This is a genomic window from Bacillus sp. FSL K6-0268 (assembly GCF_038005425.1).
Lineage (GTDB): Bacteria > Bacillota > Bacilli > Bacillales > Bacillaceae_G > Bacillus_A > Bacillus_A thuringiensis_S.
Map to the genome: position 1 here is coordinate 3648911 of NZ_JBBOTF010000001.1, position 25860 is coordinate 3674770.

Consider the following 25860-nt stretch of genomic DNA (forward strand, 5'->3'; position numbering starts at 1 on the left):
GTGTAAGACTTTTCGATAGAGTATAGTATACCCTTTTCCGTATAATACAGGTATAGACATAACATTAGTGAGAAAGAAGTGTAAAACAGGAGGCGCATGTATGAAATTGGTCATTAAAGTTTTAGCTGTATTCGCCATTATTTTAGGGGGAACAGCGTATTATTTGAATACAAAAACAGAAGGTGTACATGCTTTTGTAGACAACTTCTTTTCAAATAAAGAAATACAAGATTATTATGCGGTTGTAGATAAAGGTGAGAAAAAAGACGGTGAGTATTTGTATACATTTAAAGGGTATACAGAGGACGGAAATCAACAAATTATTAAAAGAATGGTAAATCGTGAATTGCATGCAGGTGCTTTTATAAAAATTTATGCAAAAGGTATGCAAGGAAAAGGATGGGCTGAAATAACGAAAGAGTCAATCCCGCAAAAAGCGTTGCAAAAAATAGAAAAACCATAAAAGGAGCGACTCATTCGCTCCTTTTTTAGTACGCTAAAATAGTGATAGATGTCTTTTCTTTGTTAGAAATAATTTTTGCACGTCCACCAATTGGGAAAGTGAAAATCGGGGTTGTATGCCCGAAACTTGCGTTTGCAATAATAGGAATATGTGCAAGTTCAGGTTTTGAAGCAATCATTTCTTGAATGTCCGCTATCGTACATTCTGCTTCTTTTTGCATTCTTCCTATTACAATACCTGTTATATGTTCAAAATTAGGTTGCTGCATAAGGGAATGTAGATAGCGATCAAAAGTTTTAAGTGTCGATTTTCCTGTTAAACTGTCTTCTTCAAGGAATAAAATTTTGCCCTTTAAGTTTGGCATATATGGTGTGCCTTGTAGTAAATTAAGTGTGCTCATATTGCCACCGATAATTTCTCCTGTCGCTTCCCCCTTTTGAATTGGAACATACCCTTCATTTTTAATAAATTCTCGATTTTCCTGATCCATATACCAAGAATCATCGCTCCACGTTTCCGCCGGAATGATTTCAATAGGCTCATTAGCGGTTAAGCATTGTAAAAAGTAATCAGCCGTGTAATGGAGTCCTTTTTCCATTCCAAATGAAGAGAAGTGGGGACCTGAATATGTAACGAGACCCGTTTTTGCGTAAATTGCATTATTTAAGGCAGTAATATCAGAATAACCACAGAAAAATTTTGGGTTTTCACGAATTAAATCAAAATCGAGATATTTCAATAAACCATTCGAGTTGTATCCGCCAAGTGTAGTTAAAATAGCTTTTACATTAGGGTCTCTAAATGCTTCATGGAGGTCTTGGACGCGGGAAGAAATAGAAGAGGAAGCAAATCGATCTATCTCATCGGCATATTTTGAGAATGTCACTTGAAAGCCCATGTCAGTTAATCTTTTTATAGCAAGTTTTCTATTTTCATTTGAAACAATACTTAAACTACAGGATGGTGAAATCACGCGTATTTCATCACCCTTTTTTAACTTTGTTGGTATCATTGAATTCACCTCTATAATTAAAAGAATATTTAGATTTAAAAAATATTTTATCATATGAAATAAAGTAGGAGGGAATTATTTTTTGAAATGGAGTTTTCCTGATTTTTCAGCAGACAGACAGCGTCTTTTTTTGATATGATAGGAAAAGTGATTTATTATAAGTAGTATTTAATATCTATAACATTTGAAAGGTGTGCAAGACGTGAAGAAACAACTTGCAGGCTTGCCGGTACACGTTCATTTCGTAACAGAAATCCGTGAAGGGGCGAGGAAGGAAACCGTTGCTTTTGAAGCAAATGGTCAATACTATGTAAAAGGTCAAGGTACATATGTAACATTCCAGGAGCCGAACGAACAAGGCGAAGTGAAAACAATTATTAAAATTCAAGATGAACAAGTTCTCATTATGCGTTCAGGTGCTATTTCTATGCGTCAGACGCATGTGAAAGGTGAATGGACAACGGGTACGTATACGAGTGAACTTGGTACGTTTGCACTGCAAACGAAAACTGATAACGTTCTTTTTAAATGGTCGGATGAAAAGAAAAAAGGACAACTCTTCTTAACGTACGCATTGCTTCTAAGTGAACAAGAAGCTGGCAGATATACAATTACAATTAATTTGAAGGAGGCAAAATAATGAATTCCTTAGAACAGGTAAAAGGATTGATTAAAGAAGAAATTCAAGCTGCTGTATTAAAGGCAGAATTAGCGACAGAAGAACAGATTCCAAACGTTGTATTAGAATCTCCAAAAGATAAAACAAATGGTGACTTCTCTACAAACATGGCAATGCAACTTGCACGCGTTGCGAAAAAAGCACCTCGTATGATTGCAGAAGAACTAGTTGCAAACTTCGATAAAGCAAAAGCTTCTATTGAAAAAATCGAAATCGCTGGTCCTGGTTTTATTAACTTCTATATGGATAATAGCTACTTAACAGATTTAATTCCAACAATCGTAAACGCTGGTGAAGCTTACGGTGAAACGAACACTGGTAAAGGTGAAAAAGTACAAGTTGAGTTCGTATCTGCGAATCCAACAGGTGACCTTCACTTAGGACATGCACGTGGGGCGGCAGTGGGTGACACTTTATGTAACGTATTAGCAAAAGCAGGATACGATGTATCTCGTGAGTACTATATTAATGATGCCGGTAACCAAATTCATAATTTAGCTCTTTCTGTTGAAGCTCGTTACATGCAAGCTTTAGGTTTAGATAAAGAAATGCCAGAAGACGGTTACCATGGTGCGGATATCATTGGAATCGGTAAACGTTTAGCTGAAGAGTTTGGCGATCGTTACGCAAAAGCTGATGCTGAAGAAAGCTATGAATTCTACCGTTCATACGGTTTGAAATATGAGTTAGCAAAACTTCAAAAAGACTTAGAGAGCTTCCGTGTTAAATTTGATGTATGGTTCTCAGAAACATCATTATACAAAAACGGAAAAATCGATGCTGCACTTACTGTATTAAAAGAGCGTGACGAAATCTTTGAAGAAGGCGGAGCAACTTGGTTCCGTTCAATGACTTACGGTGATGACAAAAACCGTGTATTAATTAAAAATGACGGTTCTTACACATACTTAACGCCAGATATTGCTTACCATCGCGATAAATTAGAGCGTGGTTTCGATAAGCTAATCAATATTTGGGGTGCTGACCACCACGGTTACATTCCTCGTATGAAAGCTGCTATTCAAGCGCTAGGTTACGATAAAGAAACACTTGAAGTAGAAATCATCCAAATGGTACAACTATACCAAAATGGTGAAAAAATGAAAATGAGTAAGCGTACAGGTAAAGCAGTTACACTTCGTGAGCTTATGGAAGAAGTAGGCGTGGACGCAATGCGATACTTCTTCGCAATGCGTAGTGGTGATTCTCATTTGGACTTCGATATGGACTTAGCTGTATCAAAATCTAATGAAAACCCAGTATACTATGCACAATATGCTCATGCTCGTGTATGCAGTATCCTTCGTCAAGGTGAAGAGTTAGGATTAGCTGCAGATGGAGACGTGAATTACAAACTTGTTACTTCTGAGAAAGAAGTAGAGTTACTGAAAAAGCTTGGTGAATTCCCAGCTGTAGTTGCGGATGCAGCACAAAAACGTCTGCCACACCGCATTACAAGCTATGCATTTGAATTAGCAGCAGCATTACACAGCTTCTACAATGCAGAAAAAGTATTAAACCAAGATAACTTAGAATTAAGTAAAGCTCGTTACGAGTTAATGAAAGCAGTACGCACTACGCTTCAAAATGCATTAGCAATCGTAGGAGTATCTGCACCAGAAAAAATGTAATGAAGAAAAGCGGAGCCGACTGTTTAGTCCCGAAGGCTAAGGTTCTTTCCCACAGAAGATGCATTTTATCTTCTCGTGGGGAAGGTTCTTAGACAGAAGGGGCTAGGAGGCAGAGCTGGACATAAAGAAAAGCGGAAGCGGCTCGTTCAGAATAGGAGGAGGATGGAGCTCCTGACAGAGAGGCGTACTTTGCCTCGGAGGAAGGCGCGAAGCCACCGAGTATTCTAGCCGCTGGAGCTAGACAATAAAGAAAAGCGGAAGCGGACTTTCGTTTTTAAATAAAAGGCAATCACATGATGTTGTGATTGCCTTTTTGTATGGAGATAATAAAAAAATAAAATTTTATCAAACAAAAGGATAATTTGCGTCGTCTTATATAAATGACAGGAGGCTTATGATGGAAGAAAAGGTAGAAGAATTAATTGATATATATAAGCAGCAAATATATTCCTTATGCTATAAGTTAGCGAAAACGAAAGAAGATGCGGAAGATATTTTTCAAGAGACGTGGATAAAGGTTTTTTCATCAAGGCATCAACTTTCCTATGTGGATAATTATAAAAAATGGATTGCTACAATTTGTGTTCGTACGTTTTATGATTTTTATCGTAAGAAAAAAAGGTGGAAAGATCGAATATTGGATTTGTTTCATAAAGAAGATGGTGGAGAAATAGATTTCGCAGATGAAGTAAATATATCAGAAGAATGTATTCAAAAAGTGGAAGCGGAAATGATACGGGAAGTTATACAGTTATTGAATGAAAAGTATAAAACTGTGCTCGTACTCTACTATTATGAACAATATTCTTATAAAGAAATGAGTGAAATATTAAATATACCGATTGGTACAGTGAAATACCGCCTTAATTATGCGAAGAAGCAAATTCGAGAACATTTGGAGGGGTTCGTTTATGACGGAAGATAAGTTTGATCAGAAGATAAAAAGTAGCTTAGCGGGAGAGATGGTTCCTAACGAAGAGCTAATAAACCATACGAAACAGAGCGTGCGAAATGCTCGAAAATTAGAAAAGAGATGGGTTGTTTTTATTCATGCTATGTGGATGATTGTATTAACAGTCACCCTAGAGCAGTTTGTTAGTCATTTGGATCATAAAATATCTGTCATTATAACGATAGTTATTATGATGCACATATACATTCCTATATATGTTGTCATACAGGCATTTTTAAAGAAGGAGTATAAATTACATGATAGGGTTCGCTAATCCATTTGTAGTATTTGAGATAGCTGGGATTACAATGTTTTTGGCTTTTATAGCACTTTTAGTATGTGTAGCATCATGGGTATATACAGATGCGAAAACGCGTGGAATAAGTAAGTGGTGGAGTGTTATAGCGATTATATTGCCATTTTTTATTGGAGTTTTGTTATATATGACACGCAGAAATAGCCGGAAAGTAGAAGGAGAATATACGATGAAGGGTATGAAAAAGCAAAAGGTAACATTAGTTGTTATATTTGCAAGTGCGATGTTTGTATTACTTAGCGGCTTTGCTTTCGTTCAAACGTTAGATGATATGTGGAGAGCTGGTGATATATATTTAGAAAATGAGAAGAAAGGGGAGACAAGTTACGAGGCAAAATTCTCATCATGGGATATTGCTGGGAAAGATATTGAACTGGAGTATGCAAAAGATACAGAAGTAACATTTTCTTATGAAACAGATGCAAAGCGTGGTAACTTATGCTTTAGCTTGTATGAAAGACAAGGAGAAGGGATAAAGGAATTAAAGGAGATTTGTGAATCGAAAAAAGGTACTTTTAAAGCTACATTAAAAGCAAATGAAAAGTATGTATTCAATATAAGTGGTTTAATGGTGAAAGATGGTTTTGTAAAAGTGAATTGGGAAGCAAAATAAAGGGCCCCTGAGAAAGGCCCCTTATTTTATTGGATTGTATAAGTAACAGAAAAACTAACAGGACTATAGTAAACGTAAGGTGCATGAAATTGAACATACATATTTCCATCTGTTTTTGCAGTGAAAATTCGGCCGTAACCATCAGAATAACGCCCAATAAGGTTATGATTTGAGTCATAAACACTGTAACTAGGAGTTTTGCTGTTAGGATGAATTGTTAGTTCTTGTCCTTTTTGAAGGAAAATAGGTTCTTGTTCAGAACTACCTCCAGTTTGCAAAGAATAAAATTTTGTAAAGCTTTGTTCTTGAGCGGCAGCAGCGACTTTTGTTTCAGGAATAAACGCGGTAGCTCCGGTAATTCCTGCTAAAGTTAACGCACCTACTAAAATCATTTTTTTCATAATAGAAAAAGCCTCCTTATTAGTTGTAATCGGTGTTGTTACAGTTAATATTGTATACGATAATGAGTAGGATAAAATATGCTTTTATGCATATATATTTTTTCTCAATAAAAGACCACTGATAAAAATCAGTGGTCTTTTATTGATTAAGCAGCTTTCTGCTCAGTTTGAGTAATAGGTTTTTGAAGCGAGTTATAAACTCCTGTTCCGATAACGTCTAATGCCATTTTCATTCGTTCAGGTGAAATGTTTTCTAATACGTTATCTTGGGGTGTATGGTATACCTTCTCGATATGATAGATTAATGGATTCCAACTATCGACACCCATCCAAATAAATAGAGCAGCAGGAATACCAGCTTCAGCAAACGGTACGTGATCACTGGATCCAAATTTCCCTTGAAGAACGAGGTCATTATTTAATTGTTTACCTGCTTGCAAGGCAGCATCTGTTACAAAGTTTGTAGAGCCATCAGGTGTCATAGCGTATAAATTCTTTGCTTTATCATAATTTGTTGCAACCATATCAGCATTAAAGACGCCTAAAATACGGTCACGTTCTTTTTGGGATAGACTATTAACGTAATAATCCGAACCAAGTAATCCAGTTTCTTCAGAACCAAAGGTAATAAAGCGAATTTCTTTATCAGTTTCTACATTTTGAAAAGCACGAGCTAGTTCTAATACTAATCCAGTTCCAGAAGCATTATCATTTGCGCCAGGTGCTCCAACAACACTATCATAGTGCGAGCTTACAACGACTGCTTTTTCATTACCTGTACTCTTTTTTGGTTTCTTTTTTGCGATAACATTTAGAGATTTTAATTTAGATTCATGTCTCGCTTTTAGGGAAAGAATTGTTGTCTCTTTTTTAGTGATTTCTTCTTTAAATGCATTTCCTTGCGCATAAGCAAGACCAAAGACAGGGATAGATTGCTTTTTCGTTAGGCGGGGATTGAAGGTTTGTCCATAATTTCCGCGTCCGCCAATTAAACTGTATAAAAGAACACCTTTTGCACCTTTGCTAACAGCATTTTCAACTTGTTTATTATAATCTGTAACTGTCGTTCCTCTTTCAAATAAAACAATTTTACCTTTTACTTCATTTGGAATATCTTCTAATTTTGTCCCACCTTGAACAAAGATAAGGGGAGCTGTAATAGCTTCTGTAGATATTAGTGCATTAGGAGCAGCACCAGCTTGCCAATTACGTTTTGTTGATAGTGGTGATTCAATGAATCCAACGTATTGATCGGGCACCTGAAATGGCTGATATTCTACGTCATAACCCATTGATTTAAGCTGCATACCAATGTAACGAGAAGCCCATTCTTCGGATTTTGTTCCACCGGGTCGAGGCCCAATTGTTTCAGATAAGAAACGAACATGTTCAATGGCGCGGTTTGGATCAATTTGTTTTGTAATAGATGGAGTTTGTGGAACTTCTGAAGTGGAATCCGCTTTTGCTTGCCCAATTGGAGCTAAGCTAACAGCAAGTGATATAGCAAGCAAAGAGCTTACTATTTTTTGTTTCAATGATTTGCTCATTTTTTCCTCTCCTATTCTTCTATTCTCTCTGACTGACAAAAGAAGACGGATAATGACTTTATTTTACCTTTGTGTCTTTTATTTTTCAATATTCTGACATTGATAAATAAAAACAATATATGCATATTTGCATATTTTTGAGGGAGATATGTATGCTATCATTTTAAACGAAGGTTCGCTTTCTACTCTGAAAGCCCCTACATTGCATGAATCTAGTGTACCCAAACTTTAGATTATGTAGAGGAATGGAACCACTGTAGGGTTTCATTCCTCATGTTTGAATCAGTTGATGGTAATTATGTTTCCGCATTTCATAATTATTATCAGTGATATATGTAAGGCATCCATATGAAAATACGAGGCTGTTCAAAGGTTTTCCGTACTTTTGGGCAGCCTCACCCCGTTAAAAGGACGATACTTTATGTATCGTCCTTTTTGTATAAAAAACACCCAATCAATTGAGAGATTGATTGGGTGTGAAAAAATTATTAATAATTTTTTTTGCGTTTTTTAGCTAAAATACTTAATAATCCAGCTAGTAGAAGAACGATACCTACTGTTTGTGTAGGATCTTCTTTATGACCTGTATTTGGAAGGTGCTTATCCGTATTTCGATCATCTTGCTGTTTGTTATCTGTTTCATTTGATGTTTCTTCGGAAGTTCCGTTTTTGTGTTTCTCAGATGTTTCATTGCCTTTGTTTTCTTCTTTATTTGGAGGAGTAACTGGCTTGTCATCTCCACCTGACGAAGATTCAATCTTTTTATTTGAAACTGTAATTTGTAGTGGTGTAGCTTGGGCTTTATCAATTGTAAAGTTTATTGGTGATGCATCTAATTGATAGCCTTTAGGAGCCTGTGTTTCTACTAATTGATAATTACCAGGTTTCAAATCATTTACGATTACTTTTCCGTGTTGGTCTGTTTTTAAACCTTCTCGGATGATTTTTCCATCTTGGTCTAAAATATTGAAAATGGCACCTTCAAGTGTTCCATGGTGATCAATATCAACTTTAGTTAACTCAATTGAACCTGTTGTTAAACTATTTAAAGCTGTAACAGAGGTAATCTGAGATTGTCCTTTCGTAATTGTGAAAGGAATTGGTTTAATGTTTAAATCATAGCCAGTTGGAGCTTTCGTTTCAATGAACTGATAATCTCCTGGACGTAAATCAGAAACAGAAATCTTACCATCTTTATCAGTAGTTAAATCAGAATGAACATCCTTACCGTTCATATCTACAATTTTAAAGATAGCCTCTGCAAGAGTAGTACCATCGATGTCATCAACTTTAGTTAATTCAACTGCGCCTTTAGTTAAGCTGTTAGTAGCAGTAACAGAAGCTTTAGCAGTTTGACTCTTTTCAATAGTAAACTTGATAGGATTTTGATTTAAGTCATAATGCTTAGGAGCTTTCATTTCAATGAACTGATAATCTCCCGGACGTAAATCAGAAACAGAAATCTTCCCATCTTTATCAGTAGTTAAATCAGAACGAACATCCTTGCCGTCCATATCTACAATTTTAAAGATTGCTCCTTCAAGAGTAGTACCATCGATGTCATCAACTTTAGTTAATTCAACTGCGCCTTTAGTTAAGCTATTCGTAGCAGTAACAGAGGCGATTTTTTCTTGGCCTTTTTTAACTGTGAACTTAATAGGTGTTTTGTTTAAGTCATAGTGTTCAGGAGCTTTTGTTTCGATAAACTCATAGTCTCCTGGCGGTAATTCATCCACAACTAAACGGCCGTTTTTATCAGTAGTTAAATCGGTACGAACATCGTGTCCATCCTTATTAACAATTTTAAATACTGCACCTTCAAGTGTTGTGTTTTGCTTGGCATCATCAACTTTAATTAACTCAACACTACCTTTCGTTAAGCTATTAATAGCTGTAACGAAGACATGCTTTGTTGGACTTCTTTCGATTGTGAACTTAATTGGTTCTTCATTTAAGTCGTAATGTTTAGGAGCTTTTGTTTCAATAAATTGATAGTCTCCTGGTTGTAAGTCTTTAGCGATGATTTTTCCATCTTTATTGGTAACTAAATTCGTACGAATGTCGTTACCGTTCAGATCAGTAATTTTAAATACCGCACCTTCTAGCATTTCTTTCTTATCTATAGAGTCAACTTTCGTTAATTCCACGCCACCTTTTGTTAGGCCATTCTTAGCAGTAACAGAAGCGTGAGTTAGTTGACTTTTTTCGATAGTGAAGCTAATAGGTGTTTTATTTAAATCGTAATGCTTAGGAGCTTTCGTTTCAATGAATTGATAGTCTCCTGGGCGTAAGTTCGTAGCAGTAATTTTACCATCTTTATCAGTAGTTAAATCAGTGCGAACAATTTTACCTTTCGCATCGATGATGTTAAACACTGCATCAGAAAGTTTTGTATCTGGATTTATATCATCCACTTTTATTAATTCTACAGCACCCTCAGTTAAGCTATTTGTAGTAGTAACTTGGAGCTTTTCTTTTTGGCTTTTCTTAATTGTAAACTTAATAGGTGTACTATCTAATTTATAGTGTTCAGGAGCCTTCGTTTCAACAAATTGATAGTCCCCAGGACGTAAATCAGAAACAGAAATTTTTCCATGTACATCTGTTGTAAGCTCAGTGCGAATGTCATTACCATTCAGATCAGTAATTTTAAATATCGCATCTTTAAGAGCGGTACCATCAACATCATCCACTTTAGAAAGCTCCACAGTGCCTTTCGTTAAGCTATTTGTAGCTGTAACAGAGACAGGCTCAGCTTGGCTCTGTGTGATTGTGAATGGAATTGGCTCTTTGTTTAAATTGTAGTGTTTCGGAGCCGTTGTCTCGATGAATTGATAATCACCAGGACGTAGGTCAGAAACGCTAATTTTACCTTGTTGATTCGTAACAAGATCTTTGCGAATTACAGTACCATTCATATCTGCAATTTTAAATACTGCGCCTTCAAGAGTAGTGCCATCGACGTCATCTACTTTAGAAAGTTCCACGCCGCCTTTTGTTAAACTATTTTTCATAGTAACGGTAGCGATATCTTTTTGGTTTTTTTCAATTGTAAATATAATTGGTTTTTTGTCTAAATCATAGTGTTCAGGAGCCGTTGTTTCAACGAATTGATACGTACCAGGACGTAAGTTTTCGACAACGATTTTACCTTCACTGTTTGTTTTTAAATCTGTTTTAAGTACCTTGCCATTTTGATCTAGTAAATTAAATACCGCATCGGCAAGTTTTGTTTGATCGTTTAAATCATCAACTTTAAGTAATTCGATACTACCTTGTTTTAAGCTATTTGTAGCAGTTAAAGAAATAGATTTCTTCTGTCCTTTTTCAATAGTGAATTTGATTGGTGTTTCATCTAAAACATAATCCTTAGGAGCTTTCGTTTCGATGAATTGGTAATCACCAGGACGTAGGTCGTTAATTTCGATTAGTCCTTGTTCATTTGTAACAAGGTCTTTATGAACTACATCACCGTTCATATTAACAATTTTAAATACTGCATCTTTAAGAACAGTGGCATCAACATCATCTACTTTAGAAAGTTTAACAGCACCCTTTGTTAAAGCATTTGTAGCAGTGACATGAAGAGCTTCAGTTTGGCTCTTTTTAATTGTAAATACGATAGGTTTTTTATCTAAAACGTAATGTTCAGGAGCAATTGTTTCAACGAATTGATACGTACCAGGACGTAGATTTTCAACAACAATTTTACCTTCATCATTTGTTTTTAAGCCTTCTTCAACTAGCTCTCCGTCTGCATCTAATAAATTAAATACGGCGTTAGCAAGTTTTGTATTTATATCAATATCGTCAATCTTTGTTAGTTCAACGCTACCTTTTTTCAAAGCATTTTTACCTGTAACATTGATCTCTTTCGTTTGACTTCTTTCAATTGTAAACGGAATTTGTGTTTCTTCTAATACATAGTGCTCAGGAGCTTTTGTTTCAATGAACTGATAGTCTCCAGGGCGTAAATCAGAAACAGAAATTTTTCCGTTTTTATCTGTAACAAGATTCGTATGAACTTCCTTACCGTTCATATCAACAATCTTAAAGATTGCACCTTCGAGCATCGTACGATCGATGTCATCGATTTTTGTTAATGTTACTGCACCTTTCTTTAAACTGTTAGTAGCAGTAACAGTAATATTCTCTTTTTGACTTTTTTCGATAGTGAACGGAATAGGCTCTTTGCTTAAGGTATAGTCTTTTGGAGCTTTTACTTCAACAAATTGATAGTCTCCAGGACGTAAATCAGAAGCAGTAATTTTACCGTTTTTATCAGTCGTTAAACCTTTGCGAATTACCTTTTTAGTATCATGAGCGTCAACGATTATAAATTCTGCACCTTCAAGAGTAGTGCCATCAACATCATCAACTTTTGTTAAAGTGACGCCACCTGTAAGTAAACTGTTTTTTACAGTAACAGGGATAGGAAGATCTTCCTTACTACCTTTTTTAATTGTGAACTTAATAGGTGTTTGATCTAATTTATAATGTTCAGGAGCTTTCACTTCAATAAATTGATAATCGCCTGGTGCTAAATCAGGGATGACTAATACTCCGTGTGCATCTGTTATTAAATCTTTCATAATTTCTTTGCCAGTTGCGTCTTGTAATGTGAATACAGCGCCAGCAAGAGCTTTCGCGCTCTCCACGTCATCTTCTTTAATTAATTTGACCTTTCCTTTCGTCAAACTATTTTTGAAAGTAATAGGGATGAGTTTTTGTTGACTCTTTTCAATTATAAATTCAATTGGTTCTTCATTTACATCGTAATAAGTTGGAGCCTTTGTTTCGATAAGCTTATAGTTACCAGGACGTAAGTCATCTACAACTAGCATTCCTTTACTATTCGTAACAAGGTCCGTACGAACATCTTCATTAGTATCTCTATTAACGATTTTAAATACTGCACCTTCAAGTGTTTCCTTTTCATCTGCAGCATTCACTTTTGTTAACTCAATACCGCCTTTTGTTAAGCTGTTTTTAGCGGTAACAGTAGCCTGAGTTGTTTGACTTTCTGTAATCGTAAATTTAATTGGTTTTGTATTTTTGTCGTAATACTTCGGTGCTGTTACTTCGATAAATTTATAATCGCCAGGGCGTAAGCCAGTAGCGATAGCTTTACCATCCGCACCAGTTTTTACATTTTCGCGAATAACTTTCTTTTCATCATTTGCATCAACAATTTTAAATACAGCACCTTCAAGAGCTGTACCATCGATATCATCAACTTTTGTTAATTCAACATCTCCTGGTTTTAAAGCATTTTCAGCTTTCACAAGTAGAGTTTCTTTCTGACTTCTATCGATTGTAAATTCAATAGGTTCTGCTCGTAAAACGTAATGTTCAGGAGCAGCTATTTCAATAAATTTATACGTACCAGGACGTAGGTTACTAACTTTAACTTTACCGTGTTTATCAGTAGTTAAGTTAGTGTGAGGGGAAACGTCATTATTATTTGTATCGACAAGTTTGAATACAGCACCTTCTAGTGGTTTTTTCTCACCAAACTCATCAACTTTTAATAATTCAACCTCGCCCGTTTTTAAGCTGTTATTTGCCGTAACAGTAGCAAGAGTTTGTTGGCTTTTATCAATTGTAAACTCGATAGGGTTTGTACTTAACGTATAATCCTTAGGAGCTTCTGTTTCGATAAATTTATAAGCACCAGGCTCTAGATCTTTAACGGTAACTTTTCCATCTGAACCTGTTTTTATATTTTCACGAATTACTTGTTTCTCGTCATTCGCATCGACAATTTTAAATATAGCACCTTCAAGGGCAGTGCCATCGACATCATCGACTTTCGTTAAAGTGACACCACCTTTAATGAGGTGATTTGTCGCTGTAACAGTAAGTGCTTTCTGTTGGCTCTTTTCAACTGTAAATTTAAGCGGTTTTTTATCTATTTCATAATGTTCAGGTGCTTTTTCTTCAACAAATTGGTACTCTCCAGGAAGTAAATTTTTCGCTTCGATTTGTCCGTTACCATTTGTCGTTAATTTGGTATAACCAGGGATTTTTTTGTTATTTCGGTCCCGTACACTAAATACTGCACCTTCTAAAGTATTACCCTCTTTATCAACTTTTTTTAGGATAGCTGAGCCTCTAATTAAGCTGTTTTGGGCCTCTTTATTAATTACTGTTGTTTGATCTTCCTCGATTTTAAATTCAATAAGTCGATCATCTAATTGATAATGCTCAGGAGCCTTTATTTCTTTTAAGTAGTAAGTTCCTGGTTTTAAATTATCTACAGTAATTTGTCCTTTATCATTTGTTATTAATTCTTTATGTTCAGGAATGACATTATGGTTTTGATCAAGCAGAGAGAAAACTGCATTTTTAAGCTTTTCTTTGTTATGAGCATCGGTCTTTGTAAGTACTACTTTTCCAACAAATTTCTCGTTTTTAAGAGTATATGTTGTAGTTTCTTCTGCACCAAGCTTAACAAGTTTACCTGCTTTTAATTCTTTACTAATGACATAGCCATCAAGAGTTTTCATTTCTCTAAGCAGATATTCATCGCGTTTTAAGTTGTTAAACTGAGCGATACCATTGTCGTCTGTTGTAATTGTTCGAATAGCAGTTGTACCTGTGCGATCGAATAAAGTAAATACTACGCCAGATAAAATTTTATTTGGATCTGCATTATCTACTTTTTTAATTTGAAGGTTTCCGCGTCCCTTAGTAGCAGAACCGCCTCCAGATCCAGAAGATACTTTAACTACTATTTCTTCAATTTTTTCAGTTTCTGTTAATTTCAAACTATTACCAGTAATCTTCGCTTTATTGCTTACCTTTTCATTATTGTCTGCATTAATGAGTGAACGGTATTCTAAAATATAAGCTCGATCAATAGTATGAAGAAATTCAATTGTAAATTGTTGTTTCCCCGTATTGTTGTCTGTTGTTATTTTGAGTTTATAGTCTTTTCCTTCTTTTAATTCGTTTGTTGTATCTTTCGTTAAAGTGCCATCCACGGCTACTGTTGTCCCATATAGGTGGAATGACTTTTCATCGAGAATTTGATTGTCTGTCGGATCGTCTGTTACGACAGCATTTTCAATCGTTGATTGACTTGCATTAATAGAAACGCTCCAATCAATGTACTTGTCATTTTGTTTTGCTTTTTTCGTAACGCCGCTACCACCATTTTTGATCTCGAATGCACCATGAATATTGGCGATAGTTTCCGATCCATCTTTTAATTTGGCGTAATTATCATAGCGCTTATTAATTTCTTCACCTGCAAGTGAAGTTTTAAAGCTGATATGGTACGCTGTTTTAATTTCATTTTTAAAATGAATCGTTAATGTATTTTTATTATCTTTCGTTGCATTTTCTACCGTATATTCGTCAGGGGAAACAAGTGCCCCTAATTTATAACCGTCTGCACCACCAGTTAATTCCATATGATGAATCTCAATGGAGTCTGGTATAAGTTTTTGATTGTTTTCTAGTACGTCAACGATAGAAGGGTCTTTAATAGTCCTGTTATTATAGTTAAACCCTATGTCCCATTTGATTTCTTTCGTTTGGGCATTGTAAGAACCGTATTTAAATCCGTTTCCTTTTGTATAGCCGTCAGGATTGAATCTATCATGAGATTTACTATTTTTATCGTTCCCATTTATATCTTTCCATGATAACTCAGCTGTATTTTTGAATGATTTATTATCATCCTTTTTAGATAGAGTCTCGTAATTAAAGTCTGTTGTGTACGTGATGGTTAAAGTTTTATCCATATTAGACTTATAAATACCAGCTAGTGTTACTTTGAATCCGTCAGCTGTTACATCAAGTGTGTAATCAGAGTCTAATTTCAGTTCAGTTGATCCATCAGTAATTTTGAAACTATCTTTTTGTAATGTAAGTCCACTATAGTCAAACGTATCAGTGATAACAGCATCATTTAACACGTGATTGTTATCATTTACAATAATTGTCCATTTCGTTGTTTTCTTATTGTAATCTGTATCGTTTGCATTTTTATTATGTTTTTTTATGATGTTTTGTTGTTGTAATGTAACTTTGTTTGTTTTACTCCATTTTCCATCTGCAATAATTTTATTTTCGATTTCGCCATCTTGTATAACATCATTCTTGGCTTTCGATGTATAAGTAATCACATAGGCACTATTAATATCTTCATTAAATTGTAAATCAAATCCCTCATCGGTTTCTTTTACAGTAAAGTTTGTAGCGTTGTCACCTGTAACAAGTTTTCCGTTATTATCATAAGAAGTATTTTTAACCACGATAGAACTTGCATCAACTTTATGAGATTTGTCCAAGATGTCTTTTAAAAGCGCATCAGATTGTTTAATCTCTCTCTGGTCACCGTTGAAAGTAATTGTCCATTCAATTGTTTGTGTTTTTGGATTATATTTACTAGTTTTCTCTAGATGTGTACCGCGTGAAACAGTTACAGTTGCATTTGCGGATACATCTCCTTGATTCTTGCTGGATACTTTTGCTTCATTTTTGAAACTAGTAACACTTTCGTCAGTAATTTTTGTCGCATATTCAATTTGATATGCTTTTTTCGTTTCATTTTTAAAAGCGATATTTAATTTATCGGAGGATGAAGTGAGTGTATATTCTTCTTTACTAACTTCGGCTCCACGAGTCGTTTTCCCGTTAATATCTACTTCTAACTCATAAACCTTAATAGAATCTTCATTGAGATTGGCTCCATTTGGAATATTGTCTTGGAAGACAGCGTTTGTAAGAATGTCTTTTGTTTTGTTCATTTCGACTGTCCAATTGATTTGATTCGTATTAATCGGTCTATCAGGTATACCTTTTTTATTCATAGATTTCTTTACATTAGGTTTGAAATCAAGCTCGATAATAACGTCTTGTTCTTTAATTGGGAAAGGAATTTTTTGTTCCGTAGTCCCTTTAATTTTTGTTTTATTGAATTCCGTACCAACTTTTAAATGACCATCTATATTAGGATTGTCTTCAACGTACTCGTTAAAAGTCATAGTTACTTTTCCGTTTAAGTCAACAACGAACGTCCCAATTTCATGTCCAGTTCCATCAACTAAAGGCTGTGTAATGGTGTTATGGACGATAAAATACTCCGGTAGTTGGAAAATATAGTAATCTCCCTTTTTTACTTTTAATGATTCTAAAACTTCCCATGTAAAATCGATATTGGCAGCAGAATCAGGATTTGGACGATTATCTGTATCATTAAATGGTTTTCCGTCTTTATCTGTTAATTTTACGCTTGTTAAAATATTTTCTTTAATTTGCTTAGGTGATGGGTCTGGATTTTCAACAGGTTGCCCTGTTGTGTTATCACCAGGGTTCTCAGTAGGTTGCTGTGTCCCGCCATCTTTTGGCTGTTCAGTAGGCTGCTGAGGATTCCCGTTTTTCGGCTGTTCCGCAGGTTGCTGAGTGTTCCCGTCTTTTGGTTGTTCCGCAGGTTTCTGCTGTGTTTCACCATCTTTTGGCTGTTCAGTAGGTTGCTGTGCGTCACCGTTCTTTTGCTCTTCGGTAGTCTGCTTAGCATCATCACTATTAATAGTAGGTGAAGTAGGGTTATCTACTTGAACAGGAACTGAGATAGTCTTAGCTACTGTACCTAGAGGGAAAGTGAGTGGGACGGCTTTTATGCCAGGTTTTAAATCTGGATTGAATACAGTGTCAAATTTAATTTTTCCCTTAACACCTTTTGAATCTTTTACTGAATCGTTAAAGACTATTTTCATTTTGTTATCGTTTGCCGTAACAAAATATTGACCAATAATTTGTTGATCTGCCATCAAGTTTCCTTGTTGGTCATTTTTTACTTTTAATGCGTTAGGTATTTGAAGAACTGTTGAATCTTTTTCTTGTGCAACTTGTTGATCCTTTATTGACCAAGCGTATTCTACTTGAATGGTTGATCCTATCTTTATTAAGTTGTTAGGATTTTTTGCTTCGTCAATAATATGATTCGTTGCATCTTTCATTTCAACAGTGTCAAATAAGGAATCTCCTGTTAAGGTTTCCGCTTTTACTTGATTGTATGGAAAACTAGCAAGCTGCGAAAATAGTACGAATACAATTAAACATACATTGAAAAGTTTTTTCATTTTTCCTCCTCTGAACATTCATTTGTCCATTGGGGACTTATTCCACATGAACAAATGGAATATTAAAAGTATTTGTTATAAGCTATTTGTTTTTGCTATCCCTCCGTTTCTATACGCGTTCTCAGACAAACTGGGTTATGTTCAAAGTAATATTATTTAACGTAAAACAAAATGTATATTTACACAGTTATTTGGAAATATACACAATTCGACAAAAAATGTCGAAAAAAATACTGATATAAAGAATGATATCAGACCTTTATATGTGAGATAGTTTTCATGTATATCTAGTAAAAAAGAATGGTTATAAAGGTAAGTTTTACGATACATACTAACCAAGGTAGTGTATCCCCTTGTGAAGGCTTATTTTTGCCTTAAAGTTATGTGGAAATAAAAATCTAGATAGGGTTGTTTTTGGTCAGAATGAAGACAATATGTACTTTGAAAATAGGCATCTATTTTGTCTAAAGAGAGTTGTACGATTAGTGGACCGAAGTTGAAAGACGATAGTTTCTTACATTGTTAGAGGAATATAAGGATTACAGAATATTCGACTAACCCGTTACTACGGTCATTTTTGAGACTGTTTAAACAATAAAAAAGAAGGTGTTTTCCTCCTTAGCTACAATATCTTTTTAGTAAAGATAAGCTTAAGTAACCTCCGCTAAAGATTATATACTTAAATGATAAAGAGTTCAACAATAGTTCACATATTTTCCCAAAATTAAAAAACGGCTGTTTTATGTGGAACAAATCTACAAAACAGCCGTTTTTTTATATTAGATTTCTGTTAAGATTATTGGTTCGCCGCGTGTTACGACAACGGTATGTTCACATTGTGCAACAAGACTTTTATCAGGTGTAATGAATGTCCAACCGTCGTCACCACGCTCAATAATATGATCAGCTTTCATAGATATGAACGGTTCTACAGCGATAACAAGACCGTCTTTTAGAAGCGTATTATCCATTGGATCATAGTAGCTTAAAATGTGATTTGGTGCTTCATGTAAGCTAAGACCAATGCCGTGACCAGTTAAGTTTTGAATAACATTGTATCCACTTTTATGTGCGAAGTTTGAAACAGCACGACCAATTTGATTTTGTTTTGAGCCAGCTTTAACCTTTTTCATTGCTGCCCAAAATGCATCAACCGCTGCTTGGCAAAGCTTTTCTTTTGCCTCGTCTTCTCCAAGTACAAATGAAATACCTGTATCAGCATAATAGCCATCAAGTGCAGCAGATACATCGACGTTTACTAAATCGCCTTCTTTTAATACACGATCTCCTGGAATACCATGAGCAACTTCTTCATTTACACTAATGCAAGTTACACCTGGAAAATCATATTCTTTTTCAGGTGCAGAAATAGCACCATGCTCATCTAATACTTTTTTACCGATCAAATCAAGCTCTTTCGTTGTCATACCTGGCTTCGCTTGTTTTTTCATTTCTTCACGTGCAAGCGCAACGATGCGGCCGATTTTTCGTAAGCCTTCTAAATCTTGTTCATTACGAATAATCATGAAAACCACTGTCCTTCCTCGAATATATATCTTATCCGATTGTATCATGTTTATTTTCGTCCTGCTACTTGCTTGCGGTATGCGGGCTGATTCCTCTCACAAGGAATATATGACAATTGTCATATCGATGTCATGACGTATCATACTGTTTCCTAAGTTTTCCAGGTAATACAATGTAAATATAAGAAACAGTGGGGGTGGAGAGATGGAAAAGATTATTGAAGTAAATGGTGTTTCTAAAACATTTAAACATAAAAACGCAGTAAATAACGTTTCATTTCACGTGGATAAAGGAGAAATAGTAGCATTACTTGGACCAAATGGTGCGGGGAAGACGACGATAATTTCGATGATGCTTGGATTAAAAGATCCTACAGAAGGTACGGTTTCTATATTTGGAAAGAGTCCAAAGCAGAGAGGCGTTCGTAATAATCTTGGGGCAATGTTACAAGAAGTAAGTGTGATTGATAGCATTACAGTGGAAGAGGCAATAGAGCTATTCCGCAGTTATTATAAGAATCCTGTAGCGAAAGAAACGTTACTGCAGTTATCAAATTTAGAATCAGAGCGAAAGCAAAGATGTGAGAAATTATCAGGTGGGCAAAAAAGAAGGTTAAACTTTGCGCTTGCACTTGCGGGAAATCCGGATTTGTTATTTTTAGATGAGCCGACAGTCGGAATGGATATTACGTCTCGAAGAACGTTTTGGGAAACGATTCGAAAGTTAGCAAGTGAAGGGAAAACGATTATTTTAACGACGCATTATTTAGAAGAAGCAGATGCTTTAGCAAATCGTATCTTATTATTTGCGAACGGAAAGATTATCGCAGATGGTACACCAGACGAAATGAAAGCAACGATTTCGAGAAAAACAATCACATTTTATTCGAAGGAAAGCATTCCTACAAAATTACTAAAGGAATTACCAAATGTAACAGAAGTAAAGTCAAACGAAGGACGCTTCATTTTAACAACGGAGGATACGGATGCAACTTTAAAAGCCATTTATCAAAGGAATTTACCTGTAACAGATGTTTCAGTTGAACGTGGAAGCCTTGATGAAGCATTTGAACAGTTTGTCGCAAATCAGAAGGAGGAAATCGCATGAGAGCATTATGGATGCAATGCAAAATAGAAATTTTACGTACATTCCGCAATAAATTATTTATTTTTTTCTCATTATTAATGCCTGTTATGTTTTACTACATTTTTACAAATGTTGTTCAAGTACCACAAAACGGAGATGCGTGGAAGGCACACTATTTAATTTCGATGGCAACTTTCAGCATTGTAGGGACTGCACTCTTTAGTTTCGGTGTGAGACTTTCTCAGGAAAGAGGGCAAGGGTGGACACATCTTCTAAAAATTACACCGCTTCCAGAGGGAGCATATTTAACAGCAAAAATTATCGCTCAAACAGTAGTAAATGCTTTTTCAATATTAGTTATCTTTATTGCAGGGATACTAATTAATCATGTTGAGTTAACGGTAGGGCAATGGATTGGTGCGGGGCTATGGTTATTGTTAGGGGTAACACCATTTTTAGCATTAGGAACAGTAATAGGTTCCATTAAGAAGGCGGACGCAGCTGCTGGCTTAGCAAATATTTTAAATATGAGTTTAGCTATAGTTGGCGGGTTATGGATGCCGATTGAAGTATTCCCCAAAATATTAAGAACGATTGGTGAGTGGACACCGACATACCATTTCGGAAGTGGTGCGTGGGATATTGTAGCTGGAAAATCAATTGGATGGGAAAATATCGCGGTATTAGGAGGTTATTTCCTTATATTTGTTGTAGTATCAATATATATAAGAAAAAGACAGGAAGCGGTATAAATGATAGAGAAAAAGAGGATTGAGGTTTTTCCGAAACATATGGGGTTCTTTCCGTATATGTGGTTTGTTTATCTATTATTTCCAATTTATCACTTAGCGCAGGCATCAGGATGGAAGCTTGTAATAGGAAGCGGTATGTTGATAATTTTTATCGTCACATACCGTCAGCTTTATTTTGTTCAGAGAACGTTTGTTTTTTGGGCTTGTATTCAAATGGTACTCATCTTTTTATTTGCTTTATTTTATAATCCTTTTATGATATTTTTTGGCTTTTTCACAGCAAGTGCGATGGGATTTGCGCCAAATAAGAAAGTATTTCGAGTGCTGTTATGTTCGTTAGTTATAATGCTTGGAGCATTTTTATTTGTAAATATGAATCAACTAACAACTACAAGTTTAGTAAATATCGTTCCGATGTTTATTTTAATGCTTCTTACGCCATTTGGTATGCGCAATTTTAATCAGAAAAAGATGTTAAAGAACCAACTGAATGAAGCAAACGAGCAAATTAAAGACTTAGTAAAGCGTGAAGAACGGCAGCGGATTGCGAGAGATCTTCATGACACATTAGGGCATACGTTATCTCTTATTACTTTGAAAAGCCAGCTTGTAGAGAAGTTAATTGTGAAAAATCCAGAGCGTGCAAGTGTGGAAGCGAAGGAAATTACACAAACGTCTCGTACAGCCTTAAAGCAGCTGAGAGAATTAATTTCTGATATGCGTATGATTACGGTAGAAGAAGAGCTAGAGCAAATAAAGGCAATCTTACAAGCAGCTAATATTGAATTAGAAGTGAGGCAAGAAGCAAGCTCGAGCTCGTTATCACCAATTGAACAAAATATTGTCGGGATGTGTTTACGTGAGGCCGTTACAAATGTTGTAAAACATAGTAAGGCAACGCGGTGCGCAGTTTCTGTATTAGAATCGCAAGGTGAGCTGATTTTGAAAGTAGAAGATAACGGAATTGGTTTAACAGATCAAAATCATGATGGAAATGGTATCCGCGGCATGAAAGAACGAATTGCTCTTATTGATGGATTTGTTGAACTAGGTACAATCAATCCAGGGACGTTGTTAACAGTAAAAGTTCCAGTTGTTATTAGAACAGGAAAAGATGAGGTGAGGGCATGATTCGAATTATTATTGCAGAAGATCAACGGATGCTTCGTGGTGCATTAGGTGCCTTACTTGATCTAGAAGATGATATCGAAGTAATTGGGCAAGCGGCAAACGGGGAAGAGGCGCTAAAATTAATTGAATCGTTAAAACCGGATATCAGTATTATGGATATTGAAATGCCAATTCAAAGTGGATTAGATGTTGCTGAAGCGTTAAAGAAAGAAAAATCACCATGTAAAGTTATGATTTTAACAACATTTGCACGGCCAGGATATTTTGAAAGAGCAATGAAAGCTGGCGTGCACGGCTATTTATTAAAAGATAGCCCAAGTGAAGATTTAGCAGCAGCAATTCGTAATGTAATGAAGGGGAAACGAGAGGTCTCCCAAGAGTTAATGTTCGGTCTATGGCAGGAGCAAAATCCGTTGTCAGATCGCGAAAAGGAAGTATTGTTGCTTGCGAAAGAAGGAAAGACGGCAAACGAAATTGCGAAGGCACTTTATCTTTCACCGGGTACAGTACGTAATTATATTTCTGAAGTATTAACGAAGCTCGATGCGAAAAATAGAATTGAGGCAATTACAATTGCGGAAGAAAAGGGTTGGATATAAGAAGAAGTTTACCTAAGAGGAGTAAACTTCTTCTTTGTTATTGTACTTCTATTACCTTATTTACTTTTTGTAACGACTTGTAACCATGTGCTTCAAATGCCTTTGCAAATTCATTTGATACGGCAGTGCCATATAAATCTTTTGCAGCTTGTACGATGTGAGATTGAAGTGATTCAAAGTCTTCAGCGGAAGTTGCATAATTTTGCAATGCACGCATAACAACTTTGCTTACTTTTTCATTGCCTTGTTTTTGAACAGCAACACCGTTATATGTTTTACCTTCAGCTAATTGATATAATACGTGACTGATAATACCAGAATTCACGTGTGATTCTTGATTATTACCATCATTATAGAAATCTTTTAAATTTGTATATAATTTATGACCGCCGTCACCAATTTCCCTTGGGATATCACGAATTGTTAGGCCACCTAATGTATCGCCCATAATCCAGTTTCCTTTATCTTTCTTTACGTAATATTCGATTTGTGTACCCCAGAAATCCGCTAATCCCTCGTTTAGTGCAGATGTTTCAGCGCTTGGATATCTCACGACTTTATTTTTCGTCGTGCCACTGAATACAGCATGTCCAAATTCATGAGCTGTTACATCAAGAGCTGATGTTAGTTTGCCGTCTAAACCATCACCAAATACCATTTGGTTCCAAGCGGGATGCCAAAACGCATTTACATAGTCTTCTTTTATACCATCACTAACTTCAGTAGAATCAAAACCGTGTACACTAGCAACAACTTTTGAATCTTTATTATCGTAACTTTTTAGATTATGTTCTTTCTTAAAGTAATCATAAATATCACTCATGTTCTTCATAGCGCCCGCGGCTTCTTTATCTGCAAAATTAGGAGTGCTACTTGAAATTAGTGTCCCTGGATAACCAGCTTGACTATATCCCCCGAGGGAATCGGCGTAGTTTGCATTATAAATATAAATACCATTTCCGCGTGATAAATCCGCTAAATAAAATTTCCCATCAGTTCCTTTGGCAATATTGAAAGAGATGTTTTCTTGAAGTGCATTTTTCCCAGTTCCTTGCTCACTTGCAGTGGATAATCTAGGTGATGTTACTTGATTTATAGTCTTATTCTCTTTGTTTTTAATGAATTTTTCTTGGAAAAGTACTTCACCAGTTTTTAGATCAACGATAGCATTGCCATTTATAATTTGTTCATTGTTTTCATAAGTAAATGTAATAACAGTTGCGAATGTATAATAGCCATCTTTTTTCTTATAAACAACGGTTTCGCTAGAGAATTCTGTCTCAACCGCATCACTTGGAATTTGAACTATATCGCGTAATTTAGATTTCACTTCATTTTTCGACAAAAAATTTGTTATAGTAAGATTAGGTTGTTGATTTAAATTTTGAACAACTTTACCACTAACAGTTGTGATCACTCCATTTTTATCTACTTTTACAATGAGATCTTGGCCATATACTTTATAGTTTTTATATGTTTGTGCAAGGCGAACTTCGGTTTGATTTTCTTTGGTTTCTTTATTTGTAGGTTGGAAATCTACATTTTTTTCAGTAGTGACTTGTTCTTGTTGAGCTTTAGCCCCATCTACCTCACCTTTTAAATACTTTTTAGCAATATTTTCTTTCGTATCATTTTGAGGTTGTGTTAATTTCCCGATTGTTAAACCAGGCTGAGCAATTTCAACTTTGACTGCACTTTTGTCTAATTCTTGAGCATGAATAGCTTCTGTTGATAAAGGGTAAAGAAGACCGAATGTAACGAAAGCACTGGCAAGTTTTCTATAATTCATCTATAACACTCCTAATCTATTATTGTATGTGAGATGAATTGTATGAAAAATTTGCCGAATTTTATATATATTATGCATTATTTCATATCAAAAATTGTCGAATGCACATTATTGTAGTGGTATGACAACTTAAAAAATTAGATTGTTATAATGGGATGGTGAGTAAGTATGCAAGCAGAGAAATTAGGAAGTGAAATTAAAAAAATTAGAGTGTTAAGAGGACTAACACAAAAACAGTTATCCGAGAACATATGTCATCAATCGGAAGTAAGCAGAATTGAATCGGGTGCAGTATACCCAAGTATGGATATATTGCAAGGTATTGCAGCGAAATTACAAATTCCCATTATTCATTTTTATGAGGTACTCATTTATTCGGATATTGAAAGAAAAAAACAGTTTAAAGATCAAGTCATTATGCTTTGTAAGCAAAAAAGATATAAAGAAATTTATAATAAAGTATGGAATGAGCTGAAAAAGGAAGAATATCATCCTGAATTCCAGCAATTTCTTCAATGGCAATATTATGTAGCTGCTTACGTGTTGAAAAAAGTCGATTACGAATATTGTATTTTAGAATTAAAGAAATTGCTCAATCAACAATTGACAGGAATTGATGTATATCAGAATCTTTATATTGAAAACGCAATTGCAAACATTTATGCTGAAAATGGCTATTTGAAGAAGGGTATTGATTTATTTGAACAAATATTAAAACAATTAGAGGCATTGCATGATAATGAAGAATTTGACGTGAAGGTAAGGTATAATCATGCAAAAGCATTATACTTAGATAGTCGATATGAAGAATCACTTTATCAAGTAAATAAAGCGATTGAAATATCATGCCGAATTAATAGTATGGCATTAATTGGACAGCTATATTATCAAAGAGGTGAATGCCTAAGGAAGTTGGAGTATGAAGAGGCAGAGATTGAAGATGCATATAAGAAGGCAAGTTTCTTTTTTGATATATTAGAAATGCATGCATATAAAGAAGCGCTCGTAAATAAAATCAGCAGATAAACAACCTAAAAAGTGGATATGCATAATTGCATACAATGTGAATAAATTTTCATGATATATTAAAAGTAAAAAATGTGGGTGATGGAATATGAAGAAATTACTTATTGGTAGTTTATTAACGTTAGCAATGGCATGGGGTATTTCATTAGGTGATACAACATTAGAGAAAAGTCAAATAATTTCTCATAATGATCAAGAGGTACAAGTAGCTGCAGATTTACCTTTTGAGTTTTAAAAAACAA

Annotated in this window: 18 protein-coding genes; 12 read left to right on the forward strand and 6 right to left on the reverse strand. The window is 35.2% G+C overall.

The window, feature by feature from the left end; translation table 11 throughout:
* Nucleotides 1-100 precede the first annotated feature (100 nt).
* A complete protein-coding gene (locus MHI28_RS18780) occupies nucleotides 101-463 on the forward strand; it encodes a YxeA family protein (RefSeq protein ID WP_000779933.1) in 363 nt (120 codons plus the stop codon).
* Between the two features lie 25 nt (nucleotides 464-488).
* Here MHI28_RS18780 and MHI28_RS18785 read toward each other — a convergent pair whose 3' ends face one another.
* Nucleotides 489-1475 (reverse strand): S66 family peptidase, encoded by a 987-nt coding sequence (locus MHI28_RS18785; RefSeq protein ID WP_000613237.1) that lies wholly within the window; start codon nucleotides 1473-1475, stop codon nucleotides 489-491.
* Nucleotides 1476-1677: 202 nt separating this feature from the next.
* Between MHI28_RS18785 and MHI28_RS18790 the strand changes: the two genes are divergently transcribed.
* The 5 genes from MHI28_RS18790 (at nucleotide 1678) to MHI28_RS18810 (ending at nucleotide 5666) form a co-directional block, all read left to right on the forward strand.
* Nucleotides 1678-2115 (forward strand): DUF1934 domain-containing protein, encoded by a 438-nt coding sequence (locus MHI28_RS18790; protein WP_000744343.1) that lies wholly within the window; start codon nucleotides 1678-1680, stop codon nucleotides 2113-2115.
* Nucleotides 2115-3785, forward strand: a complete 1671-nt coding sequence (argS, locus tag MHI28_RS18795) for an arginine--tRNA ligase (RefSeq protein WP_001086463.1) — start codon at nucleotides 2115-2117, stop codon at nucleotides 3783-3785. The genes MHI28_RS18790 and argS overlap by 1 nt, the downstream gene beginning before the upstream one ends.
* Nucleotides 3786-4182: 397 nt before the next feature.
* Entirely contained in the window at nucleotides 4183-4710 is a 528-nt protein-coding gene (locus MHI28_RS18800) for an RNA polymerase sigma factor (RefSeq protein WP_000391648.1), read from the forward strand.
* A complete protein-coding gene (locus MHI28_RS18805) occupies nucleotides 4697-5011 on the forward strand; it encodes an anti-sigma factor (RefSeq protein WP_340828165.1) in 315 nt (104 codons plus the stop codon). The genes MHI28_RS18800 and MHI28_RS18805 overlap by 14 nt, the downstream gene beginning before the upstream one ends.
* Nucleotides 4995-5666, forward strand: a complete 672-nt coding sequence (locus MHI28_RS18810) for an ECF-type sigma factor negative effector (RefSeq protein WP_000578914.1) — start codon at nucleotides 4995-4997, stop codon at nucleotides 5664-5666. The genes MHI28_RS18805 and MHI28_RS18810 overlap by 17 nt, the downstream gene beginning before the upstream one ends.
* Before the next feature lie 26 nt (nucleotides 5667-5692).
* On the opposite strand, the gene MHI28_RS18815 is transcribed toward MHI28_RS18810, so the two are convergent.
* The 4 genes from MHI28_RS18815 to map form a co-directional block, all read right to left on the reverse strand.
* Nucleotides 5693-6067 carry a hypothetical protein gene (locus MHI28_RS18815; RefSeq protein WP_000738257.1) on the reverse strand — a complete coding sequence of 125 codons (375 nt, stop codon included), beginning with the start codon at nucleotides 6065-6067 and terminating at the stop codon, nucleotides 5693-5695.
* Nucleotides 6068-6213: 146 nt separating this feature from the next.
* On the reverse strand, nucleotides 6214-7614 hold the full coding sequence (locus MHI28_RS18820) for a M28 family metallopeptidase (RefSeq protein WP_000045705.1): 1401 nt from the start codon (nucleotides 7612-7614) through the stop codon (nucleotides 6214-6216).
* A gap of 488 nt (nucleotides 7615-8102) precedes the next feature.
* Nucleotides 8103-17708, reverse strand: coding sequence for a SpaA isopeptide-forming pilin-related protein (locus MHI28_RS18825; RefSeq protein WP_340828167.1), 9606 nt, complete (start codon nucleotides 17706-17708; stop codon nucleotides 8103-8105).
* A 779-nt stretch (nucleotides 17709-18487) separates the two neighbouring features.
* Nucleotides 18488-19282: a type I methionyl aminopeptidase gene (map, locus tag MHI28_RS18830; protein ID WP_002083543.1), complete on the reverse strand. Its 795-nt coding sequence runs from the start codon at nucleotides 19280-19282 to the stop codon at nucleotides 18488-18490.
* A gap of 157 nt (nucleotides 19283-19439) precedes the next feature.
* Here map and MHI28_RS18835 point away from each other — a divergent pair, with 157 nt between their 5' ends.
* The 4 genes from MHI28_RS18835 to MHI28_RS18850 are packed head-to-tail and all read left to right on the forward strand — an operon-like array spanning nucleotide 19440 to nucleotide 22803.
* Nucleotides 19440-20342 carry an ABC transporter ATP-binding protein gene (locus tag MHI28_RS18835; RefSeq protein WP_000411121.1) on the forward strand — a complete coding sequence of 301 codons (903 nt, stop codon included), beginning with the start codon at nucleotides 19440-19442 and terminating at the stop codon, nucleotides 20340-20342.
* The gene (locus tag MHI28_RS18840) at nucleotides 20339-21073 is read left to right on the forward strand and encodes an ABC transporter permease (protein WP_001202431.1); all 735 of its coding nucleotides are present in this window, start codon (nucleotides 20339-20341) and stop codon (nucleotides 21071-21073) included. Before MHI28_RS18835 ends, MHI28_RS18840 begins: the two co-directional genes overlap by 4 nt.
* Complete coding sequence (locus MHI28_RS18845) at nucleotides 21074-22204, forward strand: sensor histidine kinase (protein WP_000570632.1); 1131 nt, start codon at nucleotides 21074-21076, stop codon at nucleotides 22202-22204.
* Nucleotides 22201-22803, forward strand: a complete 603-nt coding sequence (locus MHI28_RS18850; RefSeq protein WP_000619243.1) for a response regulator transcription factor — start codon at nucleotides 22201-22203, stop codon at nucleotides 22801-22803. The genes MHI28_RS18845 and MHI28_RS18850 overlap by 4 nt, the downstream gene beginning before the upstream one ends.
* 37 nt (nucleotides 22804-22840) lie before the next feature.
* Here MHI28_RS18850 and MHI28_RS18855 read toward each other — a convergent pair whose 3' ends face one another.
* Nucleotides 22841-24592: a M4 family metallopeptidase gene (locus tag MHI28_RS18855; protein WP_001109525.1), complete on the reverse strand. Its 1752-nt coding sequence runs from the start codon at nucleotides 24590-24592 to the stop codon at nucleotides 22841-22843.
* A 168-nt stretch (nucleotides 24593-24760) separates the two neighbouring features.
* On the opposite strand from MHI28_RS18855, the gene MHI28_RS18860 reads away from it, so the two are divergent.
* Together MHI28_RS18860 and MHI28_RS18865 are read left to right on the forward strand one after the other, a co-directional pair.
* Nucleotides 24761-25618, forward strand: coding sequence for a helix-turn-helix domain-containing protein (locus MHI28_RS18860; protein WP_001147494.1), 858 nt, complete (start codon nucleotides 24761-24763; stop codon nucleotides 25616-25618).
* 88 nt (nucleotides 25619-25706) lie between these two features.
* Nucleotides 25707-25853, forward strand: coding sequence for a quorum-sensing peptide PapR (locus tag MHI28_RS18865; RefSeq protein ID WP_000734733.1), 147 nt, complete (start codon nucleotides 25707-25709; stop codon nucleotides 25851-25853).
* Nucleotides 25854-25860: the final 7 nt, after the last annotated feature.